This window comes from Rhizobium sp. NLR16a, assembly GCF_017948245.1.
Taxonomy (GTDB): domain Bacteria; phylum Pseudomonadota; class Alphaproteobacteria; order Rhizobiales; family Rhizobiaceae; genus Rhizobium.
The window spans coordinates 500938-519704 of sequence record NZ_CP072867.1; the positions used below are offsets into that span (position 1 = coordinate 500938).

The following is an 18767-nucleotide window of genomic DNA, read 5'->3' on the forward strand; positions in this document are numbered from 1 at the left end:
GAAGCGGACAGGCTGTCCGGTCCGAGGCCTATTGACTCGTTCTTTGGGCTGCTGGTCGGTCGCCGGCGCTGCCGAATGTCTTCAGGTAGATTGACAAAAGCTGCGTCTGCGAGGAGATGCCCAGCTTGCGATAGACGTTGCGGCGATGGACCTTCACCGTGCCCGTCGAGATGTTGAGCCTGAGGCCGATCGATTCCGAGGAATGTCCTTGCAATACCAGATCGACGATCGCGGTTTCGCGGCTCGTCAACTTGAGGTCACGCCAGACAGTGTCGGCCGGCTGCAGCGCCTGCGCCGCCGCACCGCTTTTCCTTCCCTTTCTCAAGCCGGCATCGCGTTGCGCGTCGAAGCGGACGCCGAGCCCCGGCCAGAAATGCCGGACAAGGCTCGCCACCAAAGGTTCGGCCTTTTTCAGAAGCGCGAATTCAGCCGGTGGAAACGGGCCGGTCTTTTCCCGGCGCATCAGCGACAGCACGACGGTGATGTCGTCGTCGAGTGTCACGAAGAAGCCGATCTCCTCGGCAAGTCCCGTCTGGACATAGTAGCTCCGGTAATATTCGCTGGAGAAGAAACGGTCGGGCGCGAGTTCGCGCATGCGGAAGACCCCCGGACGGCGTGCGCGGGCGGTATGGTAAAATGGATCGAGCAGGTAGGGACCGACCTGATAGAGGGTGACGAAAACGACGTTTTCGTCTGGATCGAAGGTGCTATAGAGATCGATCGGTCGCTCCTTGCCGCGATAGGCAAAAACCACGACATAATCGAAGCGCACCAGCGCCGCCATCATCCGGCGGAACGTCTCTCCAAACTCCGCATCCGCCATGGCGGCCTTTCCGACGGTGACGTCGAAAGCCTGAAACAGCGCCTCGAGATCGATGCTCATCGATAGCCTCCCCAAAACCGCCTCAGCAGGAATACTCTGAGTTTCATATACACCTTCCACGAAGAGATGTGAGGCAGAATACCTCTTTCGGGGTATATACCGCGCCGAGGGCCCGGGCTTACTCTTTGTCCAACGACGGTGGCAAAAAGGCAGCGCTAGACTGCCCATCCCAACCAACCGCAGGGAACAGACGCGTGGCATCCGCTTCGACGAACGATATCGAATTCCGTTCGGTCACCAAGAATTATGGCGCGGTGACCGCCGTGACCGACATAAACCTGAATGTACCGAAGGGCGCTTTCCTCGCTCTGCTCGGCCCGTCCGGCTGTGGCAAGACCACGTGTCTGCGCATGATCGGCGGCTTCGAGCAGCCGAGCGAGGGCTCCGTGCTGATCAACGGGCGGCAGATGAACGGCGTTCCGGCCTATCGCCGCCCCGTCAACATGGTCTTCCAGCATTATGCTCTGTTTCCGCATTTCAACGTCGAACAGAACGTCGCCTATGGCTTGCGGCAGATGCGACCAAGGCTTGCGGAGGCCGAGATCAATCGCCGCGCGGCAGAGGCGCTCGAGATGGTGCGTCTCGGCGGGTTCGCCAAGCGGCGCATCCACGAGATGTCCGGCGGCCAACAGCAGCGGGTGGCGCTGGCGCGCGCGATCGTCAACCGGCCTTCGGTACTGCTGCTTGACGAGCCGCTGGCCGCGCTCGACAAGAAACTGCGCTCGGCCATGCAGATCGAATTGCAGACGCTGCAGCGCGAGCTCGGCATCACCTTCGTGCTCGTCACCCACGATCAGGAAGAAGCGCTGTCGATGGCGGACGTCGTCTGCGTCATGAGCGCCGGCCGCATTCGTCAGCTCGGCACGCCGCAAGAGGTCTATGACCGCCCGGCCGATCTTTTCGTCGCCGATTTCGTCGGCAAGACCAACCGGATCGATGCGACGCTGGAAGCCGGTGGCACGCTGCGCCTTGGCGACGGTTCGGCGCTTGCAGCCATCGGCCGCCCTGGCCTTACGATGGGCGACGTCATCGTTGCGATCCGTCCCGAGGCAATCCGGCTTACGCGGGCTGCGGTCGGCAGCACGTCCTTTGCCGGGACGGTCACGCACCGCATCTTCCTCGGCTCCTCGGCCGAATATGCCGTGACTGTTCCAGGTCTCGGCGATTTCCTCGTCACCGCCGACCGGCGCGGCATGAATGAGAGCGATCTGGTCGAGCCAGGTGAAGCGGTCTTCCTCAGCTTCGATCCTGATATGGCCCACATTTTTCCAGGCGAGGCTTCTTCGCCCCAAGTTTCTTCAGCATCGAATGCAAAAACCAGAACAAGGGAACAGCATCATGAGCAAGGACTACAAGGATCATCTGCCTCTTACCCCTGAAGGCTTCATGGACGAGTTCATGCGCCTGAAACGCGGCTCCGTCAGCCGCCGCCACTTCCTCGGCGTCACCGGCCTCGGACTTGCGACCGCCGTGCTGTCGCGTTTCCCCGGTGCGCTGTCGACGCCCGCTTACGCCGAGGACCTCGGTACCCAGATGTCGATCGCCACCTGGCCGAATTATCACGACCCTGCGACCTTCGAGAATTTCAAGGCGGCGACCGGCGTTGCCGTCGAGGTCAACGTCTTCGGCTCCAACGAGGAAATGCTGGCCAAGCTCCAGGCGGGCGCCTCCGGCTGGTCGCTCTTCGTGCCGACCAACTACACGATCTCCACCCACCACAAGCTCGGCCTGATCGACGAACTCGATCTCTCCAAGATCCCGAATTTCAGCCCGGCGACGGAAAATCCGCGCTTCACCAGGGAAGGCATGATCGACGGCAAGACCTACGCGGTGCCGAAGAACTGGGGTACCACCGGGTTCTCGGTCAACACAGCGAAGATCAAGACCAAGCTTTCGAGCTGGAAGGATTTCTTTGATATCGCCCAGACGGAAGCCGACGGCCGCGCCATGGTGCACGACTATCAGTTAACGACGATCGGCAGCGCGCTGGTGTCGCTCGGCTACGATTTCAATTCGATCAAGGCAGACGAACTCGCAAAAGCCGAGGAACTGCTGATTAAAGTCAAACCGCATCTTTTCGCCATCAACAGCGACTACCAACCGGCCATGCGCGCCACCGACGCCTGGCTCACCATGTGCTGGACCAATGACGGGGCGCAGCTCAACCGTGACGTTCCCGAGATCGCCTATGTGCTCGGCACCGACGGCGGTGAGATCTGGACCGACTATTACGCCATCCCGAAGGACGCGCCGAATAAGGCGGCGGGTTACGCGCTGCTCAACTACCTCATGGATCCGGCCAATGCCGTCAAGGAGCACGTCGCCAACGGCGCACCGACGACCGACAGCCGGGTCATCGCACTGCTGCCGAAGGAGATCACCGCGAACAAGATCGTCTATCCGGACGAGGCCTCATTGACGCCGCTGGAATTCGGCGCGGCGGTGACGTTGACCGATCCCGGCCGGGCGGAGCTGATGGCGCGTTTCAAGTCGGCTTGATCGCCGTGCCCAACTCCGGCCCCGCCGCCTTGGCGCGAGGGGCCGGTCTCGTGCTTAGAATCGGCGGATAAAGAACCTTTCGATGCCTTTTACTCCTGCCACAAATCGGCGCCTTGTCACCGCGGCTCTTGTCGGTCCGGCCAGCATCTGGCTGTTCGTGTTCTTGGTGCTGCCCTTCATCGCCATCATCGTCTTTGCCTTCGGAGAGCGGGCGCCAGAAGGTGGTTATCAGGCGGCTTTTACCTTTGCGCAGTTTGCCAATCTCGGCTCGCGCACCGCAGCCTTCAAGAACACGCTGATTCTTGCGCCGATCGGCGCCTTCGCCTGCCTGCTCGTCGCCTATCCGGTTGCTTATTACCTGGCCGTCAAGGCGAGCGCCAAATACCGGCTGCTGCTGGTCTCCCTCGTCGTCGTGCCCTTCTGGACGAGCCTTCTCGTGCGCACCTACGCCTGGATGTACATCTTGGGCGCGCGCGGCATTCCGCATCTCTTGGAGATGGTCGGCATCGAAGACGTCAGGCTGCTGAACACACCGGGCGCCGTGCTGCTCGGCATCGTCTACGGCTACCTGCCGCTTATGATCATGCCGATCTATGTCAGCCTCGAAAAGCTCGACCGCCGCCTTCTGGAGGCCTCCGCCGATCTCGGCGCGCGGCCGCTTTCGACCTTTTTCGGCATTACGCTGCCTCTGTCGCTTCCGGGTGTGATGACCGGCATCGCCCTCGTCACCATCCTGCTGCTCGGCGAATATTTGATCCCGCAGTTGCTTGGCGGCGGCAAAGTCTTCTTCATCGGCAATGCGCTGGTCGATCTCTTCCTGCAGTCGCGCAACTGGCCGTTCGGCTCTGCAATCGCTGTCACTCTCGTCGTTGTCGTCGTCATCGTGCTGTTGATCGCCATGCGCATCGCCTGGCGTGTTGCCGGTACCCGCCAAGTGGATCTCGTCTGATGCGCGCGCTGGTCACCGCAGTCTACCTGTTCCTCTACATGCCGATCGCGCTTGTCGTGCTGTTCTCCTTTAATGCAGGCCGTAATGCCAGCGATTTCACCGGCTTCTCGACGCAATGGTATGGCAGGGCGATTGCGAACACTTTCCTGATGGAAGCGCTGCAGAACAGCCTGACCATCGCCTTTACCAGTGCCGGGCTGGCGGCCATTTTCGGCACGATGGCGGCGATCGGCATGGAGCGGCTCGGCGTCCGGGCGCGAGCGGTCTTCGACGGGCTGTTCGCTGCGGCGATCGTCGTTCCCGGCGTCGTCATCGGCATTGCGACGCTGGTGGCGCTGGTCGAGGTCTTCGGCTTCGTCAATCCGCTGATTGCCGCCGTCTGGCCAGGCGAACAGGCGCCGAAGCTATCACTCGGCTATGGCTCGATCATCGCCGCCCACGGCCTCTTCACCATGGCGCTGGTGGCAATGATTGTCAAAGCACGCATCGCCAGCCTCGGCCGTGACATCGTCGAAGCGTCGAGCGACCTTTACGCCACGCCTTTCACCACTTTTCGCCAGATTGTGCTGCCGCAGATCCTGCCGTCAATCCTGGCCGGTTTCCTGCTCGCCTTCACCTTCTCCTTCGACGATTTCATCATCGCCTTTTTCGTCGCAGGTTCGAACACGACACTGCCGATCTATGTCTTCGCCTCGATCCGTCGTGGCGTGACACCGGAGATCAACGCCATCGCCACGATGGTGCTTGTCGCATCGCTGGGACTGATCCTCATCGCGCGCTTTCTGATGCGCGAGAAAACAACAAACTGAACGGGAAACACCAATGATTCTTGAAAATCGCGTCGCGATCATCACCGGAGCGGGCTCGGGCATCGGCCAGGCCGGCGCGCTGATCATGGCAGGAGAAGGTGCTTTCGTCGTCGTGGCCGACCTGAATGCCGCCAGTGCCGCCGAAACCGTCGACCGGATTGAGGCCGCCGGCGGCAGGGCTGAGTGCCTAGTTCTCGACGTCACCGACGACAGGGCGCTCGAAGCGGGCATCGCTGCGGTCGCCGAACGTCATGGCCGAATCGACATCCTCCACAATCATGCCGGCGCACAGGTGGCGGGCGATCTGGAACAGGTGGCTGTCGAGGGTTTCGACAGGTCCTGGAGCCTGAATGTCCGAGCGCATTTCATGGCGGCCCGCTTCGTCATGCCGCTGATGAAGAAGGCGGGCCGCGGCGTCATCCTCAACACCTCTTCCTCGTCGGGCGTACTCTACGATCGCGAGATGATCGCCTATACGACGACGAAACATGCGGTCATCGCGATGACCCGGCAGATGGCCGGCGACTACGCCAGGTTCGGCATCCGCGTCAACGCGCTCTGCCCGGGCTGGGTGGATACGCCGTTCAACGAACCCTTCATCGCCCAGATGGGCGGCCGTGGCGCGATCGAGGCCTATGTCGCTGAGAAGGTGCCGCTCGGACGCTGGGCCGATGTTTCCGAAATCGCCGAGCCCATTCTCTTCCTGGTCTCGGACCGTTCGTCCTACATGACCGGTCAGATTCTCGTCGTCGACGGCGGCGAGACCATTGTTTGACGGTGGTGGAATGGTTTGCCCCCTACTAGGTCAACCCTCATCCAGATCAAATCCCAGAATCAGGGCATGAAAAAGCCGCCATGTTTCCATGGCGGCTTGCGGCTTTTCTGCTTGGGAGGCTATTCAAGCCGGGAGCTGGAAGAACCAGTTGGCGATCAGTACGATCGCGAGGCCGCCGACAAGTGCAAGATAAGGGAGCATGCCGGCTTTCCTGACGCCGAGATCCTGGCCGATGAGGCCGAGATCCTCCATCGCGCCGGCCGGGAACTTGCCGCCGTCGCGCACATAGTGGCGATAGGCGAAGACGGGCAGGATCAGTGCGGCGAAGATGAATCCGACCCAGAGTGCGTTGGAATAACCCCAGACCTTGGCGCCGGCGCCGAGGAAGAGCGCGTTGACGAAGGCGAGCACGGTGTTGAGGCCGATCAGCCAGCTCGGCGCCTTCCAGGGCCGTTCGATATGGCCGGAATCCACCCGGTGGATCCAGCCGGAATTGAGGTTCAGGAAGTTGAAGATGATGTAGCCGACATTCGAGACGGCGAGTACGAAGAAGTAGCCGCCGACGTCCGATGCGATCGCCAGAAGGAAGAGATTGAAGGCGAAATCGGTCCACATCGCCCGTGTCGGGGCGCCATGCTCGTTGGCGTGGTCGAGATATTTCGGCAGCCAGCCGTCTTTCGAACCCTGATAGAGCGTACGTGAGGAACCGGCCATTGCCGTCATGATGGCGAGGAAGAGCGCCAGGATCATCAATATCACGAGCAGTTGGGTGATGACCCGGCCGGCGCCGATCAGGCCGCCAAGCGCTTCGGCAACGCCCGTGCCATCGACGATGCCGGGGGCCAGCATGCCGGCGTGGCCGAGTACGCCCTGGAAGGCGAAGGGCACCAGGAAGAAGAACAGGCAGCAGGCCAGGCCGGAATAGAAGATCGCCTTGAAGGTGTCTGTCTTCGGATTCTTCAGTTCGCGGGTGTAGCAGACCGCCGTCTCGAAGCCGTAGGTCGACCAGGCGGCGATATACAGGCCGCCGAGAAACAGCGTCCAGCCGCCATTGCTCCAGCTGCCGTCGCTGGCGGCATAGGCCGCCGTCGGCGGGACGAGGCCGGTGACATTTGCGGAAACGATCTGGCCGCTGACGATCGGATAAAGGCCGATGATCAGCAGCGGCACCAGCACGATGATCGCCAGCCATTTCTGCACGCTAGCCGTTTCCGAGATGCCGCGATGCTGGATCGCGAAGATGATCAGCATCAGGATGCCGCCGATGAAGAAGGTGGCGTTGATGTTGGCGGTGGCGAGGTAGGGAATGCTGAAGCTTGCCAGCGACCAGTTGCGGATCGCCGGCGTCAGAGCGGCAACACCGTCGGCGCCGAGCAGCGCCTTGACGGCATCGTCAGGCGTCGTGCCGGCGTGGGCTGCGATATATTCGGCGACGCGGGGGCTGTCGGCCGTGACGGAAGCGGCATGCGCGGCGATCCAGTCGAGGACCATTTGCGAATCGGCTGCCGGAATCGGGAAAAATGCATTGAGAATGTAGCCGGCGGCGATGGCACAGCCGAGTGAAAGCACCGGCGACCAGGCAAACCAGTTGCACCAGACCGACAGCGGCGCGATGAATTTCGAATAGCGCAGCCAGGCGGTGGCGCCGTAGACGGAGGCCCCGCCGGATTTGTTGCCGAACATGCCGGCGATCTCGGCATAGGTGAAGGATTGCAGGAAACCCATCACCATCGAGATGATCCAGACGACGAAGGCGAGCTTGCCCGTCGTGCCTGCGATGCCGCCGATGGAGAAGAGAACGAGCGGCGGCACGCCCGCGGCCACCCAGAATGCGCCCTTCCAGTCGAGCGCGCGTATAAGCTTACCTTCGGTGCCGGATGCAATTCCGGCCTCCACAATATCTGTCATCGGCGAAATTCCCCATTCGATTGTTCCGGACGTATCTCTGTACGTCTCCCTGAACGTGTCTCCCTGACGGTCTCGAGCGCGCTCGGATGATTTTGGCGATCCGCGCTCCCGACGGATTCTCCGAGCCTGAACTCTTGATGCATAGTGAAGATATTTTCTTTTTAGTCAATATGACTTTACTTTCCATAGGCATTTTGTAACCTGTATGGGCGTATGCTGAAGGGCATGCCGATCCCCCATGAGGGTAGAATGCGAGAACTTCATCCTGTCATGCCGGGCCCCCGAACGATCGTTCCGAGCCTCGTCCATTACCCCGGTATTCCCGCCCTGCCGGCGGGCAGTGAACGCTACCGGGCAAAGGGTGGCGGATCGGTCGTCGTGCGCGTGGAGCCGGGCGACCGCGTGAGCGTCATCGACAGCGAAGGCGGGCAGATTTGTGAGCTCTCCTTCCTTGACGAAAAAGGGCGCTTCCAGGCAGCCGGTCTCGGAACGGCATTCAGCAATTCAGCCGAGGGCTTGAAGGCCATTCTTCAGGCGGAGGATGAGAGTGCTGCCCGCACGCGCGCGGCACTTCAGCGGCGCGGCGCCGATCTCGCAGCGGCCGGCGCGCTCCGCGTCTTCGGGGCAGGATCGACGCCGGGCAGCCGGGCGGAGTTCACGATTGCCGTGAAGGGTCTGCTGATCGTTGCGGCACCCGCCGGCGCCATGTCGCCGGAGGCGCAGGACACGGCGACGCCGATCGAGATCCGGATCAAGCGCAGCCTGCTGGTCCGCGACTATGCCTCCGCCCTGCCGGAGCCGGCGGCCGATCCGATCGAGGATATCCGCATCCGGGCGGCGAGCGCAGCCGCCTATTTCGTGCGCGCCGGCGAATTCATTCAGATCATCGACGTCTATGGGCGCCAGTGCACCGATTTCCAGGCCTTTGCCGCCCGCAAGGTCGACAAGGGCCTCGATCTCGCGCTCGATTCGACCGTCACCCGCACGCTGCTCGGCCGCAGCTATCCCACGCCCGGCCTGCCGTCCAAGGCTTTCGACCGCGACTTCGAGCCGCTGGTCGAGATCGTCCAGGATACGGTCGGCCGCCACGACGCTTTCGCGACTGCCTGCAATTCACGCTATTACGACGACATGGGTTATCCCGGCCACGTCAACTGCACGGACAATTTCAACGCGGCGCTGGCGCCTTATGGCATTGCCGGGCGCAAGGGCTGGGAAGCGCTGAACTATTTCTACAACACCAATATCGACCACAACAACCAGCTCTATCTCGACGAGCCCTGGTCGCGTCCCGGCGATTACGTGCTGATGCGTGCGCTGACGGATCTCGTCTGCGTCTCATCGTCCTGCCCTGACGATATCGATGCGGCGAACGGCTGGGATCCGACGGATATCCACGTCCGCACCTTTTCCGGAAAAGAGAAATTCTCACGAGCGGTAGCCTATCGCATGACCCCAGATGCCGAAGCCGAACTGACGCGCGAAACCGCCTTCCATCCCCGCCTTTCGGCGTTGACGCGAGACTATACGGAATATCGCGGCTACTGGTTGCCGAACCGCTTCTCGTCCGAAGGACCGGTCGAGGAATACTGGGCCTGCCGCGAGCGCGCCGCCGTCATCGATCTCTCGCCCTTGCGGAAGTTCGAAGTGACGGGTCCGGACGCCGAGGAACTGCTGCAATACTGCCTGACGCGCGACGTGCGAAAACTCTCGACCGGCCAGGTCGTCTATTCCGCGATGTGCTACGAAAACGGCGGCATGATCGACGACGGCACCCTCTTCAGACTCGGCGACAAGAACTTCCGCTGGATCGGCGGCGATGATTTCAGCGGCATATGGCTGCGTCAGCAGGCCGAGAAGAAGGGTTTCAAGGCCTGGGTTCGCTCATCGACCGATCAGTTGCACAATATCGCGCTGCAAGGGCCGCGGAGCCGCGACATCCTGAAGGAGATTATCTGGACGGCGCCGCGCCAGCCCGCGATCGGCGAGCTCGAATGGTTCCGCTTCACCGTCGGCCGCATCGGCGGCTTCGAGGGGGCGCCGGTCGTGATCTCGCGCACGGGCTATACCGGCGAGCTCGGCTACGAGATCTTCTGTCATCCGAAGGATGCGCTGGGGGTGTTCGATGCCGTCTGGGAGGCAGGCCAACCGCACGGGCTGAAGCCGATGGGGCTGGAGGCACTCGACATGGTCCGCATCGAGGCGGGCCTGATCTTTGCCCACCACGAATTCACCGACCAGACGGATCCGTTCGAGGCCGGCATCGGCTTTACCGTGCCGCTGAAATCCAAACAGGACGATTTCATCGGCCGCGAGGCGCTGATCCGGCGCAAGGAACATCCGCGCCATCTGCTCGTCGGCCTTGATATCCAGGCGAACGAGGCGGTCGGCCATGGCGATTGCGTCCATATCGGCCGGGCCCAGATCGGCGTCGTCACCAGCGCCACGCGCTCGCCTGTTCTCGGCAAGACGATCGCGCTCGCCCGCATAGACGTGATGCATGCGAGCCCGGGCACCGAGGTCGAGATCGGCAAGCTCGACGGCCACCAGAAGCGTTTGCCGGCGACGATCGTGCCGCTTTCGCATTACGATCCGCAGAAGACGCGCCCGCGATCGTAACCCACTTCGTGTTCGGGAGACGACGATCGGTTCCGTCCGTCGTCCCCCGGATATTGCCCTCAAGCGGCCTGTACGGCTGCGTTCAGCGGGATTTCGACGTCGATCTCAAGAGTGGAGACAAACTCGTTGCGGTCGATCGTCACCTGCACCTTGTCGTGGTCGAGCTCGACATGTTTTGCTATGACCGCAAGGATTTCCTCGCGCAGCAGCGAAACAAGGTCCGATCCTGCCGATGAGCGTTCGTGCGCAAGGAGCACCTGCAAGCGTTCGCGGGCGGCGGGTGCCGTTCTCTGCTTGTTGAAAAGACGGAAGATATTCATGCTGCCCTCCGTCCGAAGATCTTGCCGAATAGATTGCGCTTTTCCTCGGGGATCGTGATCGGCAAGGTTTCGCCGGCGAGCCGGCGCGCGGCATCGAAATAAGCCATCGCAGCCGCGCTGCGGCTTTCCGCCAGCGTGACCGGCGCACCGATGTTGGACGCCCGCAGCACATCCATGCTCTCCGGCACGATGCCGAGGAGCGGGATGGAGAGGATCTCGAGGACGTCGTCGACCTTCAACATGTCGCCGCGTTCGGCGCGGTTGGCGTCATAGCGGGTGAGCAGCAGGTGCTTTTCCATCCGCTCGCCGCGTTCGGCCTTGGCGGTCTTGGCGTCGAGCAGGCCGATGATGCGATCGGAGTCGCGCACCGACGAAACCTCCGGATTGGTGACGACGACGGCGACATCGGCATGGCGCATGGCAAGTGTCGCGCCGCGCTCGATCCCGGCGGGGCTGTCGCAGATGATCCAGTCGAAATAGCGCTTCAGATCGTTGATGACGCGTTCGACGCCCTCGGCCGTCAGGTTGTCCTTGTCGCGGGTTTGCGAGGCCGGCAGCAGGAACAGCGTCTCCAGCCGCTTGTCGCGGATCAGCGCCTGGGTGAGTTTGGCGTCGCCCTGGATGACGTTGATCAGGTCGTAGACGACCCTCCGCTCTGCGCCCATCACGAGGTCGAGATTGCGCAAGCCGACGTCGAAATCGACGACGACGACCTTTTCATTGCGTTGCGCCAGCGCCGCTCCCAATGCGGCGGTCGAGGTCGTCTTTCCGACCCCGCCCTTGCCTGACGTGACGACGATCACTTTCCCCATTTCTCTCTCCTTTGCCGTGGCCGCAGCCGGGTCAGATCAGTTTTTCCGCCATGATCGCGTCCTCTTCGAGCCAGAGCTGAACCGCTTGTCCACGAAGATTGGGGGCCATGTCTTCCGCCATTTTGTAGATGCCGTCGATCGCCACCAGCTCGGCTTCGAGCTTGCGGCAAAAGATCCGCGCCGATGCGTTGCCGATGGAGCCCGCCATGGCCCGGCCGCGCAACGCGCCGTAGATATGAACGGAGCCGCCGGCGATCACCTCGGCCCCCGAGGCGACCGAGCCAACGATGGTGACGTCGCCTTCGGGGAAGATCACTGACTGCCCCGAGCGCACCGGTTCCCTGATGACGATGGATTGCGTTGTCGTTACGGGGCGGGTCTCGGTTGCCGTTGGTTTGGTGACCGGATCGGCAGGCTCATTCGGCTGAACCTCGACGTCGGAGGCGGAGCGGCCGCCCTTCAGCGCCGGAGGCATGCCCGCGCCGAGAATCGACGGCCGGGCGCCCTCGATCCCCATAATGCTGACATTGCGCTTGGCAAGTTCGGCGATGAGGTCCTTCAACTGCGGCCGGTCGATTTGCAGGTCCGTCAGATCGAGCACGACAGGCCGTCCGAGGAAGAAACCGGCCGAACGGGCAGCCAGATCGTCCAGTCTGGTCAGCCAATCATCGATCGGCAGGTCCGGGGACAGCATGACCGCCAGGAAAGAGCGGCCCTTGATGCGGATAGAGCGAGCGTCTGTTAGCACTTTGGTCATCTATGTGAAGAAATCGTTGACCATGTCTACCGCCGGTATGGTTAACAAAAAGTTAACGCGGCTCTAACAATACCGATAATGCGACGAGATTTTTCAACCGAGGGAGTTCCGCAACCTTTTGAAAAGAAATAATATTAGTCCCGCGCGGGACGGTTAATGATGCGGATTTTTCGATGTGAGCCGCAATTCTGCCGCTGCTTCGTAGCGCTCAGCCTTCCGGCTTGCGTTGCGCGTTGGAAATGGCGCGTGCGGCCTCTTCCGAGGAGTTGGCGAGCGTGCGCATCTCGGCGGCAAGCACGGCAAAGCCTGACCCTGCCGTGCCGGCACGGGCCGCCTCGATGCCCGCATTGACGGCGAGCAGCTTGAGATAGCGCAGCGACTGCAGGATCTCATTGGTCTTCGAGGCTGTGACGCGCATGTCGGCGGTCTGTTCGTCGATTCGCTGATAGAGCGATTCGATATTGATGATGCTGCCCTCGAGATAGAGAAGTTCACCCTTCTCGTCCCAGATTCCGCCACCGGTCTCGGTCACCCAGACGAGATGACCCCTGGCATGACGTATACGGTATTCCATCGTCCAGTCCGTCCGCTTCTCGAGCGCCCTCCCCACTACCTCGTCCATCAAAGGCACGTCTTCCTCGTACATGATTGAGGTGAAAGTCCGTGTCCTGTTGCCGATGATTTCGTCGGCGGGGTAACCGAAGATGCGCTCGATGCCGTTGGTCATCTCAAGCATCGTGTAGTTTTCGTCGGCGCGGCAGCGGTAAAGAAAACCGCTCATGCGCCCGAGAATGCTTGTTTGAAAATCCACGAAGGCCTCGCTCGAAAGGAGGAGTTGCAAATTGGATTACTCACTTCACTTTAAACGTTGGAGGGAGCCGCAACGAACGGCTCTCTTCCTACCATGCGGCGCCGTAGCACCTTGAATCTGCAGCATGATTCTATCCCGAAATCGATTCGGATCTAAGAAATTATGCGGCATCCGCCATCAGTTGCGCAGATATTCCTCCATGGAATCGTCGAGCGCTTCGACCCAGGGCGTGTGATGCTTCGGTGACATGTTGCCGGTCATCAGCGATCGGTAGGCATGGTCGCGGAAGCCCATGATGTTCTCGGCCTTGTGATGTTCCCACTCCATGAACGTCCGGTTGGTCCCCTCGATGTCGAAGGAGGGATAATCGGTCTCTGCGAGCAGTTCCTTCACATAGTCGCCCTGATACCAGATCATCTGTTCGGCATCCTCGAGCGTCTCCTCGCGGGCGCGCCACATGTCGAAATTCGCCTTCAGTTCTTCTTCCGGCGGCAGGGTGATGCGGCCCATCATCACGTCGCGCGCCCACCAGGCCTGAACGTCGAACATGTTGAAGGTATAGAACTGGTCCTGCATGCCGATATAGAAGAGCTGCGGGTTCTTGTCGAAGATCACGCCCTTGTAGAGGCTGTCGGCCCACAGGCGGTTGGCCGTCTTCAGCCGGAGGTCGTCGGGCAGGAAGGGGAAATGGTGCTGGTATCCGGTGCAGAGGATCAGGGCGTCGACTTCCTTGCTCGACCCGTCGAGGAAATGCGCCGTGCGGTTTTCGAGCTTGGTCAGCAGCGGCCGTTCTTCGAAATTCTCCGGCCATTTGAAGCCCATCGGCTTCGAGCGGTAGCTCGTCGTCACCGATTTCGCGCCGTATTTCCAGCATTGCGAACCGATGTCTTCGGCCGAATAGCTGCGGCCGACGATCAGGATGTCCTTGCCCTTGAACTCGAGCGCGTCGCGGAAATCATGGGCGTGCAGGACGCGGCCGTTGAAGGTCTTCACGCCCTCGAAATAGGGCACATTCGGCGTCGAGAAGTGACCGGTCGCGACGACGACATAATCGAATTCCTCGTCGTACATCCGGTCTTCGATGCGGTTATGCGCCGTCACCGTGAATTTCTTCGTGGCCTCATCGAAGCGGACCATGCGCACCGGCGTGCTGAAGCGCACCCAGTGGCGGACATTCGCCTTCTCGACCCGGCCCTTGATATAGTCCCAGAGCACGGCGCGCGGCGGGTAGGAGGCGATCGGCTTGCCGAAATGTTCCTCGAAGGAATAATCGGCGAATTCGAGGCATTCCTTCGGACCGTTCGACCAGAGATAGCGATACATGCTGCCATGGACAGGCTCGCCATATTCGTCGAGGCCGGTGCGCCAGGTATAGTTCCAGAGCCCGCCCCAGTCCGACTGCTTTTCGAAGCAGACGATCTCCGGGATTTCGGCGCCCTTCTGGGCAGCCGATTGAAAGGCGCGCAGCTGCGCCAGCCCGGACGGACCGGCACCGATGACGGCTACTCTTGTCATGAAGCATTCCCCTCTTGATTATATGGCATCGTCTCCTGGATAACTCCTCGAATTGAAATCGAAGGAGGATGTACCCAGAAATTCAAAATGTTACGGCATTTCTTTCAGTCCGGATAAATACCGGGGCTGGTCGGAGCCCCGTCGTCATATTTGGAAAGCCAGTCAATCGTCGTCTCGCGGTAACGGGTGAGTCCCTTGTAGTCGATGAGTTCCGGAGGCAGCGTCTTCAGCACCCGCGGGAAGCGCCGCGCCCATTTCGGGACGGTGACGAGTTCTTCCATGTTCATCAGGTAGCAGCGGATGACGAAGAGGATGGCGTTGGAGCGCGGCAGTCGCCAGAGGCTTTGCAACTCGACCCGCAGATGCACTTTCTCGCCCACATTCTCCGGCGTCACCGTCGTGCGGTCGGGCCCCCATTTGTGATAATTCTCGGGGCTGGTGTCGAGCCGCGGATTGATCGTCATCGTCCAGTTGAAGCGCCGTGTCGGCTTGCCCTGCTGCAGGTTCAGAAGGAATTTCAGCGCCCGGTCGAAGACGCCGATCTGATGGGCGAGCGGCACCGGCCCGTGCCATTCCATGAAATTCATGCCGATGTCGAAATCGAGCGACCAGTCGGCCTGCGTCGTCACCATGCCGGCATCCATCCACAGATTGCCGTCGCGCTGATCGACGATGCAGAAATCGCCCTGGGCCTGGCGGGTGATATATTCGAAGGGCTCATAGGGCAGCGTCGAGGCGTCGCCGAAGGTGAAGCTGTCGTCGATGCCGAGCGGGCGGTTGATCCAGCGCCACTGGTCGCCGTTGCGGATCAGGGTGAAATGGTCGGGGTAGCCCGCTGCCTGCTCTTCCATCAAAAGTTCGAGCGTGTCCCACTGCGCGCTCATCATGTGCGGCAGGGCCTGGTAGCGCAGCGGATCTTCCTTCAGCACCAGCGCTCGGTCGTGCATCTCGGCGACGTAATGCTCGTCGACATCGATCAAGTTTTCGTAGACGGTTCCCGCCCGTCCGCGCACATGCGGCTCCATGTTGACCGAATACATGTATTCGTCGCGGTCGAAGGGGAACGGAAAACGACGGATGTTCCCGGGGCTGTTCCGGTAACTGAAATCGTCCCGGAATGTTTCTTGCTTGAAGGCGATTGCCATGTCCGGTCTCCTTTTTCGATGCCGTTAGAGATCAAGATGCAGCGTGTTTCCCTCGAAGCGGGAAACACAGATCATCACCTTGCTGCCGGATGCCTTTTCTTCGCTCGTCAGATAGACGTCATTGTGCAGCAGTTTGCCCTCGCAGACGGCGACCGCCGTTTCGCATTGACCGCAGGCGCCGCCGCGACAGAGGAAGGGGGCGTCGACGCCGGCCGCCTCGATCGCCTCCAGCATGCTTTCGTGATGGCCGACCTTCACGGTCTTGCCGGAGCGTAGAAGCTCGATCGTGAAGGGTTTACCGGGCAAGGATGAGAGGAACCGTTCCGAATGCAGGTTCTGCTCCGGCCAGCCGGCATCGAGCCCCGCTTTCATCACACCGTCGATCATGCCGGAGGGGCCGCAGACATAAAGATGCGTGCCGAGCGGCTGGCAGTCGAGCAGACGCGTCAGCGGGATGCCACTGCCTTCGGCGTCGCAATAGATCTTGATGCGATGCGGACCATAGCGCTCCAGGAGTTCCCGCCAGTAGGCGCCGCGGTCGCGCGTTCGGATGGCGTAATGCAGTTCGAAGGCGGCGCCTTCGCGGGAAAACTGCGCCATCATCGCAATGAATGGGGTAATGCCGATGCCGCCGGCGATCAGAAGATGCTTGCGCCCGCGCCAGTCGGGCTGGAAGAGGTTGACAGGATAGCTGACCTTCAGTTCGTCGCCTTCGCTGACCTTCTGATGCATGAAGGCGGAGCCGCCGCGTGAATCCTCGACATGCAGCACGCTGATTTCGTAGGCCGCGCAGTCGTGCGGGGGAGACATCAGCGAATAGGCGTTGCGGCGCATATGGCCGCCATCGTTCATCGAGACGATGATATGGGCGCCGCCTGAAAAATACGGCATCGGCTTTCCGTCCAGGCGCTCGAAGCGGAAACGCTTGACGCGCTCGGCGATCAGAGTGATCCGCGCTACGCGCACGGGAATTTCAGTGCCACCGCTCAAAGGAACAACTCCTCTGGTTCAGGCGCGCTGCCGGGCTCTTCCGCGTCGATGTTGACGCCCTGGAAGGCGGCAAGCCGCCGCGAATAGTGATCGCGGACAAGAAGCGTCAGCCCGCAATGGCTGCAGGCGAACGGGCTGGTGGTGACGTCGTCCGTGATGCCCTTGCAATGGACGCATTGCACCCGCCTGGCCAGGGAGCCGCGATGCTCGGTGATGATGGAGGCGTGGTCCATGCCGTAGTCAAGCGCCACGAGCATCGCCTGGCCGATGAAGCCCTCCGTGCCGGAGATATAAAGCCGAGTGCCCATGTGAGCCGTCGCGAGCGAGCCCTTCAACCGGAAGAGCAGCGTTGCGATCGTCGGCGCCGTGAAGAACATGTCGGCGCCGAGCCGGCGCAGGGGTTCATCGAGGCCGGAGCCTCGAGAACCGCGGGCGACATAGAGGATCTCGCTGCGGGAAAGAGCCGTTTCGTCAAGCGCCGGCTGCTGATCGAGGAGAGCCTTGGCGCCCTCCCCCTCAAGTGCGAAAATGTGCTGCCGGGCGCGCGGCTGGATGGTCAGGCCCTTATAGACTGGTCGGCTCTTGATGCCTGCGACGAGCATTGGCGGGCTCCTTAACCTACGGCAGTCCTTTTCTTCTTTTCCGGGTCGTCGAAGGGAAGCGTATGGGCGGTGGCGCTAGCCTCGACGGTCTTGCCGCGGACTTCGAGTTTCGTCCCGTGCACCGCCTTGTCAACGTCGAGGCGGACGATCGCCATGGATTTCTTCGTCAGTGACGAATAGCTCGGGCAGGTGATGACGCCGACTTTCTTGCCGTCGGCAAAGACCTCGTCGCCGAGATCGGCCGGTCCGTCGGCGTCGATCAGCATGCCGAAGATCTTGAAGCGCTCCTTGCCCTTAAGGCGCGCATGTTCCTCGGCGCCGCGGAAGCCCGTCTTGCCGGGGCTGACGGTGAAGTCGAGGCCGAGTTCCCAGAGACTGTCGCCGGGTGGCTGGTCGGCGAAGGGATACATCTGCGAATTGTCGTAGGGGTAGAACAGCAGGTAGCTTTCGACGCGCAGCATGTCGAGGACCGAGAAGCAGCAGGGGATGATGCCCATCTCCTTGCCTTCCTCGACGATTCTGTCCCAGACCATGACGGCGTCCTGGCCGCGCACGAAGATCTCGTAGCCGCGCTCGCCGGTATAGCCGGTGCGCGAGATCATGACGGGCGCGCCGAACAGCGTCGTCTGCATGTGGTGGAAATATTTGAGCTCGCGGATGCCGGGCACATATTTGGCGAGGTAATCGACCGCAAGCGGACCCTGCAGCGACAGGTCGTGCAGGTCGTCGTCGAAGAGCACCGCGCAGTTGCGGCCTGCCGCCTGTTTGACGACTTCCTCGTGGCCGGAACCGGATCCATGCACCAGCATCCAGGAATTCGGGCCGGTGCGATAGACGATGCAATCGTCGGTGAAGTGGCCGCGGTCGTTCAGCATGGTCGCGTAGACCGAGCGGCCGGGATAGATCTTCGTCAGATCGCGGGTGGTGATGTAGTCGAGTACGGCGATGGCGTGCGGGCCGACCAGGTGCACCTTCTTCAGACCCGAGACATCCATGATGCCGGCCTTGGTGCGAACGGCGACATGTTCTTCCGACATGTCCTTCTCGTAGGTCCAGGCGGTTCCCATGCCGCTCCAGTCCTCGAGCTTCGATCCCAGTGCGCGATGCCGATCCGCCAAGGCGGAGAAACGCCATGATAGAGCCATTTCCGTTCCCTCTTATTTCCTCTACGGAATATTTATTTCCTGACTATATAAATCTTTCGCGTCATGGCAAGCCCGCCAGACGGCATTCCACTCAAAACTTTGGCGGCGTCTGCCCGGCGGTGCGATGGGCGGCGATGACCGTATTGGCCATCAGCATGGCGATGGTCATCGGGCCGACGCCGCCCGGAACCGGCGTGATGGTGCCGGCGACCTCGGAGACCTCGCGGA

At 61.4% G+C, this 18767-nt stretch carries 17 protein-coding genes and 1 pseudogene; 6 read left to right on the forward strand and 12 right to left on the reverse strand.

Annotated features, from left to right (window positions below; translation table 11 throughout):
• Window positions 1-28 precede the first annotated feature (28 nt).
• A complete protein-coding gene (locus tag J7U39_RS24625) occupies window positions 29-883 on the reverse strand; it encodes a helix-turn-helix transcriptional regulator (RefSeq protein WP_210632417.1) in 855 nt (284 codons plus the stop codon).
• A 194-nt stretch (window positions 884-1077) separates the two neighbouring features.
• On the opposite strand from J7U39_RS24625, the gene J7U39_RS24630 reads away from it, so the two are divergent.
• From J7U39_RS24630 to J7U39_RS24650, 5 genes are all read left to right on the forward strand, one after another.
• The gene (locus J7U39_RS24630; RefSeq protein WP_210632418.1) at window positions 1078-2262 is read left to right on the forward strand and encodes an ABC transporter ATP-binding protein; all 1185 of its coding nucleotides are present in this window, start codon (window positions 1078-1080) and stop codon (window positions 2260-2262) included.
• On the forward strand, window positions 2222-3382 hold the full coding sequence (locus J7U39_RS24635) for a spermidine/putrescine ABC transporter substrate-binding protein (RefSeq protein WP_210632419.1): 1161 nt from the start codon (window positions 2222-2224) through the stop codon (window positions 3380-3382). Before J7U39_RS24630 ends, J7U39_RS24635 begins: the two co-directional genes overlap by 41 nt.
• An 82-nt stretch (window positions 3383-3464) precedes the next feature.
• Window positions 3465-4331, forward strand: coding sequence for an ABC transporter permease (locus J7U39_RS24640; RefSeq protein WP_210632420.1), 867 nt, complete (start codon window positions 3465-3467; stop codon window positions 4329-4331).
• Window positions 4331-5140: an ABC transporter permease gene (locus J7U39_RS24645; protein WP_210632421.1), complete on the forward strand. Its 810-nt coding sequence runs from the start codon at window positions 4331-4333 to the stop codon at window positions 5138-5140. The genes J7U39_RS24640 and J7U39_RS24645 overlap by 1 nt, the downstream gene beginning before the upstream one ends.
• A 13-nt stretch (window positions 5141-5153) precedes the next feature.
• Entirely contained in the window at window positions 5154-5915 is a 762-nt protein-coding gene (locus J7U39_RS24650) for an SDR family oxidoreductase (protein WP_207245846.1), read from the forward strand.
• Between the two features lie 123 nt (window positions 5916-6038).
• Here the strand turns inward: J7U39_RS24650 and J7U39_RS24655 are convergent, their stop codons facing one another.
• Window positions 6039-7823 (reverse strand): APC family permease, encoded by a 1785-nt coding sequence (locus tag J7U39_RS24655; protein WP_210632422.1) that lies wholly within the window; start codon window positions 7821-7823, stop codon window positions 6039-6041.
• Between the two features lie 249 nt (window positions 7824-8072).
• Here J7U39_RS24655 and J7U39_RS24660 point away from each other — a divergent pair, with 249 nt between their 5' ends.
• Window positions 8073-10442: a DUF1989 domain-containing protein gene (locus J7U39_RS24660; RefSeq protein WP_207245844.1), complete on the forward strand. Its 2370-nt coding sequence runs from the start codon at window positions 8073-8075 to the stop codon at window positions 10440-10442.
• A gap of 59 nt (window positions 10443-10501) precedes the next feature.
• Here the strand turns inward: J7U39_RS24660 and minE are convergent, their stop codons facing one another.
• From minE to J7U39_RS24710, 10 genes and pseudogenes are all read right to left on the reverse strand, one after another.
• On the reverse strand, window positions 10502-10762 hold the full coding sequence (gene minE, locus J7U39_RS24665) for a cell division topological specificity factor MinE (protein ID WP_011428260.1): 261 nt from the start codon (window positions 10760-10762) through the stop codon (window positions 10502-10504).
• On the reverse strand, window positions 10759-11574 hold the full coding sequence (minD, locus tag J7U39_RS24670) for a septum site-determining protein MinD (RefSeq protein WP_064684611.1): 816 nt from the start codon (window positions 11572-11574) through the stop codon (window positions 10759-10761). The genes minE and minD overlap by 4 nt, the downstream gene beginning before the upstream one ends.
• Window positions 11575-11605: 31 nt before the next feature.
• A complete protein-coding gene (gene minC / locus J7U39_RS24675) occupies window positions 11606-12331 on the reverse strand; it encodes a septum site-determining protein MinC (RefSeq protein ID WP_210632423.1) in 726 nt (241 codons plus the stop codon).
• A gap of 208 nt (window positions 12332-12539) precedes the next feature.
• Entirely contained in the window at window positions 12540-13142 is a 603-nt protein-coding gene (locus J7U39_RS32205; RefSeq protein WP_210632424.1) for a PAS domain-containing protein, read from the reverse strand.
• Between the two features lie 177 nt (window positions 13143-13319).
• A complete protein-coding gene (locus tag J7U39_RS24685) occupies window positions 13320-14657 on the reverse strand; it encodes an NAD(P)/FAD-dependent oxidoreductase (protein ID WP_210632425.1) in 1338 nt (445 codons plus the stop codon).
• Between the two features lie 104 nt (window positions 14658-14761).
• The gene (locus tag J7U39_RS24690) at window positions 14762-15802 is read right to left on the reverse strand and encodes a DUF3445 domain-containing protein (protein WP_210632426.1); all 1041 of its coding nucleotides are present in this window, start codon (window positions 15800-15802) and stop codon (window positions 14762-14764) included.
• A gap of 24 nt (window positions 15803-15826) precedes the next feature.
• Entirely contained in the window at window positions 15827-16792 is a 966-nt protein-coding gene (locus tag J7U39_RS24695) for a PDR/VanB family oxidoreductase (RefSeq protein ID WP_210632427.1), read from the reverse strand.
• The gene (locus J7U39_RS24700) at window positions 16789-17394 is read right to left on the reverse strand and encodes a dimethylamine monooxygenase subunit DmmA family protein (protein ID WP_210632428.1); all 606 of its coding nucleotides are present in this window, start codon (window positions 17392-17394) and stop codon (window positions 16789-16791) included. Before J7U39_RS24700 ends, J7U39_RS24695 begins: the two co-directional genes overlap by 4 nt.
• Window positions 17395-17405: 11 nt before the next feature.
• A complete protein-coding gene (locus J7U39_RS24705) occupies window positions 17406-18539 on the reverse strand; it encodes an aminomethyltransferase family protein (RefSeq protein WP_210632429.1) in 1134 nt (377 codons plus the stop codon).
• A gap of 91 nt (window positions 18540-18630) precedes the next feature.
• A pseudogene (locus tag J7U39_RS24710) lies at window positions 18631-18762 on the reverse strand (bifunctional methylenetetrahydrofolate dehydrogenase/methenyltetrahydrofolate cyclohydrolase); the annotation flags it as partial.
• Window positions 18763-18767 lie beyond the last annotated feature (5 nt).

Excerpts from the sequence above, each read along its gene's own strand:
- J7U39_RS24635 (WP_210632419.1), top strand. The coding sequence starts at position 2,222 with ATGAGCAAGGACTACAAGGATCATCTGCCTCTTACCCCTGAAGGCTTC.
- J7U39_RS24645 (WP_210632421.1), top strand. The coding sequence starts at position 4,331 with ATGCGCGCGCTGGTCACCGCAGTCTACCTGTTCCTCTACATGCCGATC.
- J7U39_RS24705 (WP_210632429.1), bottom strand. The coding sequence starts at position 18,539 with ATGGCTCTATCATGGCGTTTCTCCGCCTTGGCGGATCGGCATCGCGCA.
- J7U39_RS24650 (WP_207245846.1), top strand. The coding sequence starts at position 5,154 with ATGATTCTTGAAAATCGCGTCGCGATCATCACCGGAGCGGGCTCGGGC.
- minC (WP_210632423.1), bottom strand. The coding sequence starts at position 12,331 with ATGACCAAAGTGCTAACAGACGCTCGCTCTATCCGCATCAAGGGCCGC.
- J7U39_RS24690 (WP_210632426.1), bottom strand. The coding sequence starts at position 15,802 with ATGGCAATCGCCTTCAAGCAAGAAACATTCCGGGACGATTTCAGTTAC.
- J7U39_RS24660 (WP_207245844.1), top strand. The coding sequence starts at position 8,073 with ATGCGAGAACTTCATCCTGTCATGCCGGGCCCCCGAACGATCGTTCCG.
- J7U39_RS24700 (WP_210632428.1), bottom strand. The coding sequence starts at position 17,394 with ATGCTCGTCGCAGGCATCAAGAGCCGACCAGTCTATAAGGGCCTGACC.
- J7U39_RS24685 (WP_210632425.1), bottom strand. The coding sequence starts at position 14,657 with ATGACAAGAGTAGCCGTCATCGGTGCCGGTCCGTCCGGGCTGGCGCAG.
- J7U39_RS24655 (WP_210632422.1), bottom strand. The coding sequence starts at position 7,823 with ATGACAGATATTGTGGAGGCCGGAATTGCATCCGGCACCGAAGGTAAG.
- J7U39_RS24625 (WP_210632417.1), bottom strand. The coding sequence starts at position 883 with ATGAGCATCGATCTCGAGGCGCTGTTTCAGGCTTTCGACGTCACCGTC.
- minE (WP_011428260.1), bottom strand. The coding sequence starts at position 10,762 with ATGAATATCTTCCGTCTTTTCAACAAGCAGAGAACGGCACCCGCCGCC.
- minD (WP_064684611.1), bottom strand. The coding sequence starts at position 11,574 with ATGGGGAAAGTGATCGTCGTCACGTCAGGCAAGGGCGGGGTCGGAAAG.
- J7U39_RS24640 (WP_210632420.1), top strand. The coding sequence starts at position 3,465 with ATGCCTTTTACTCCTGCCACAAATCGGCGCCTTGTCACCGCGGCTCTT.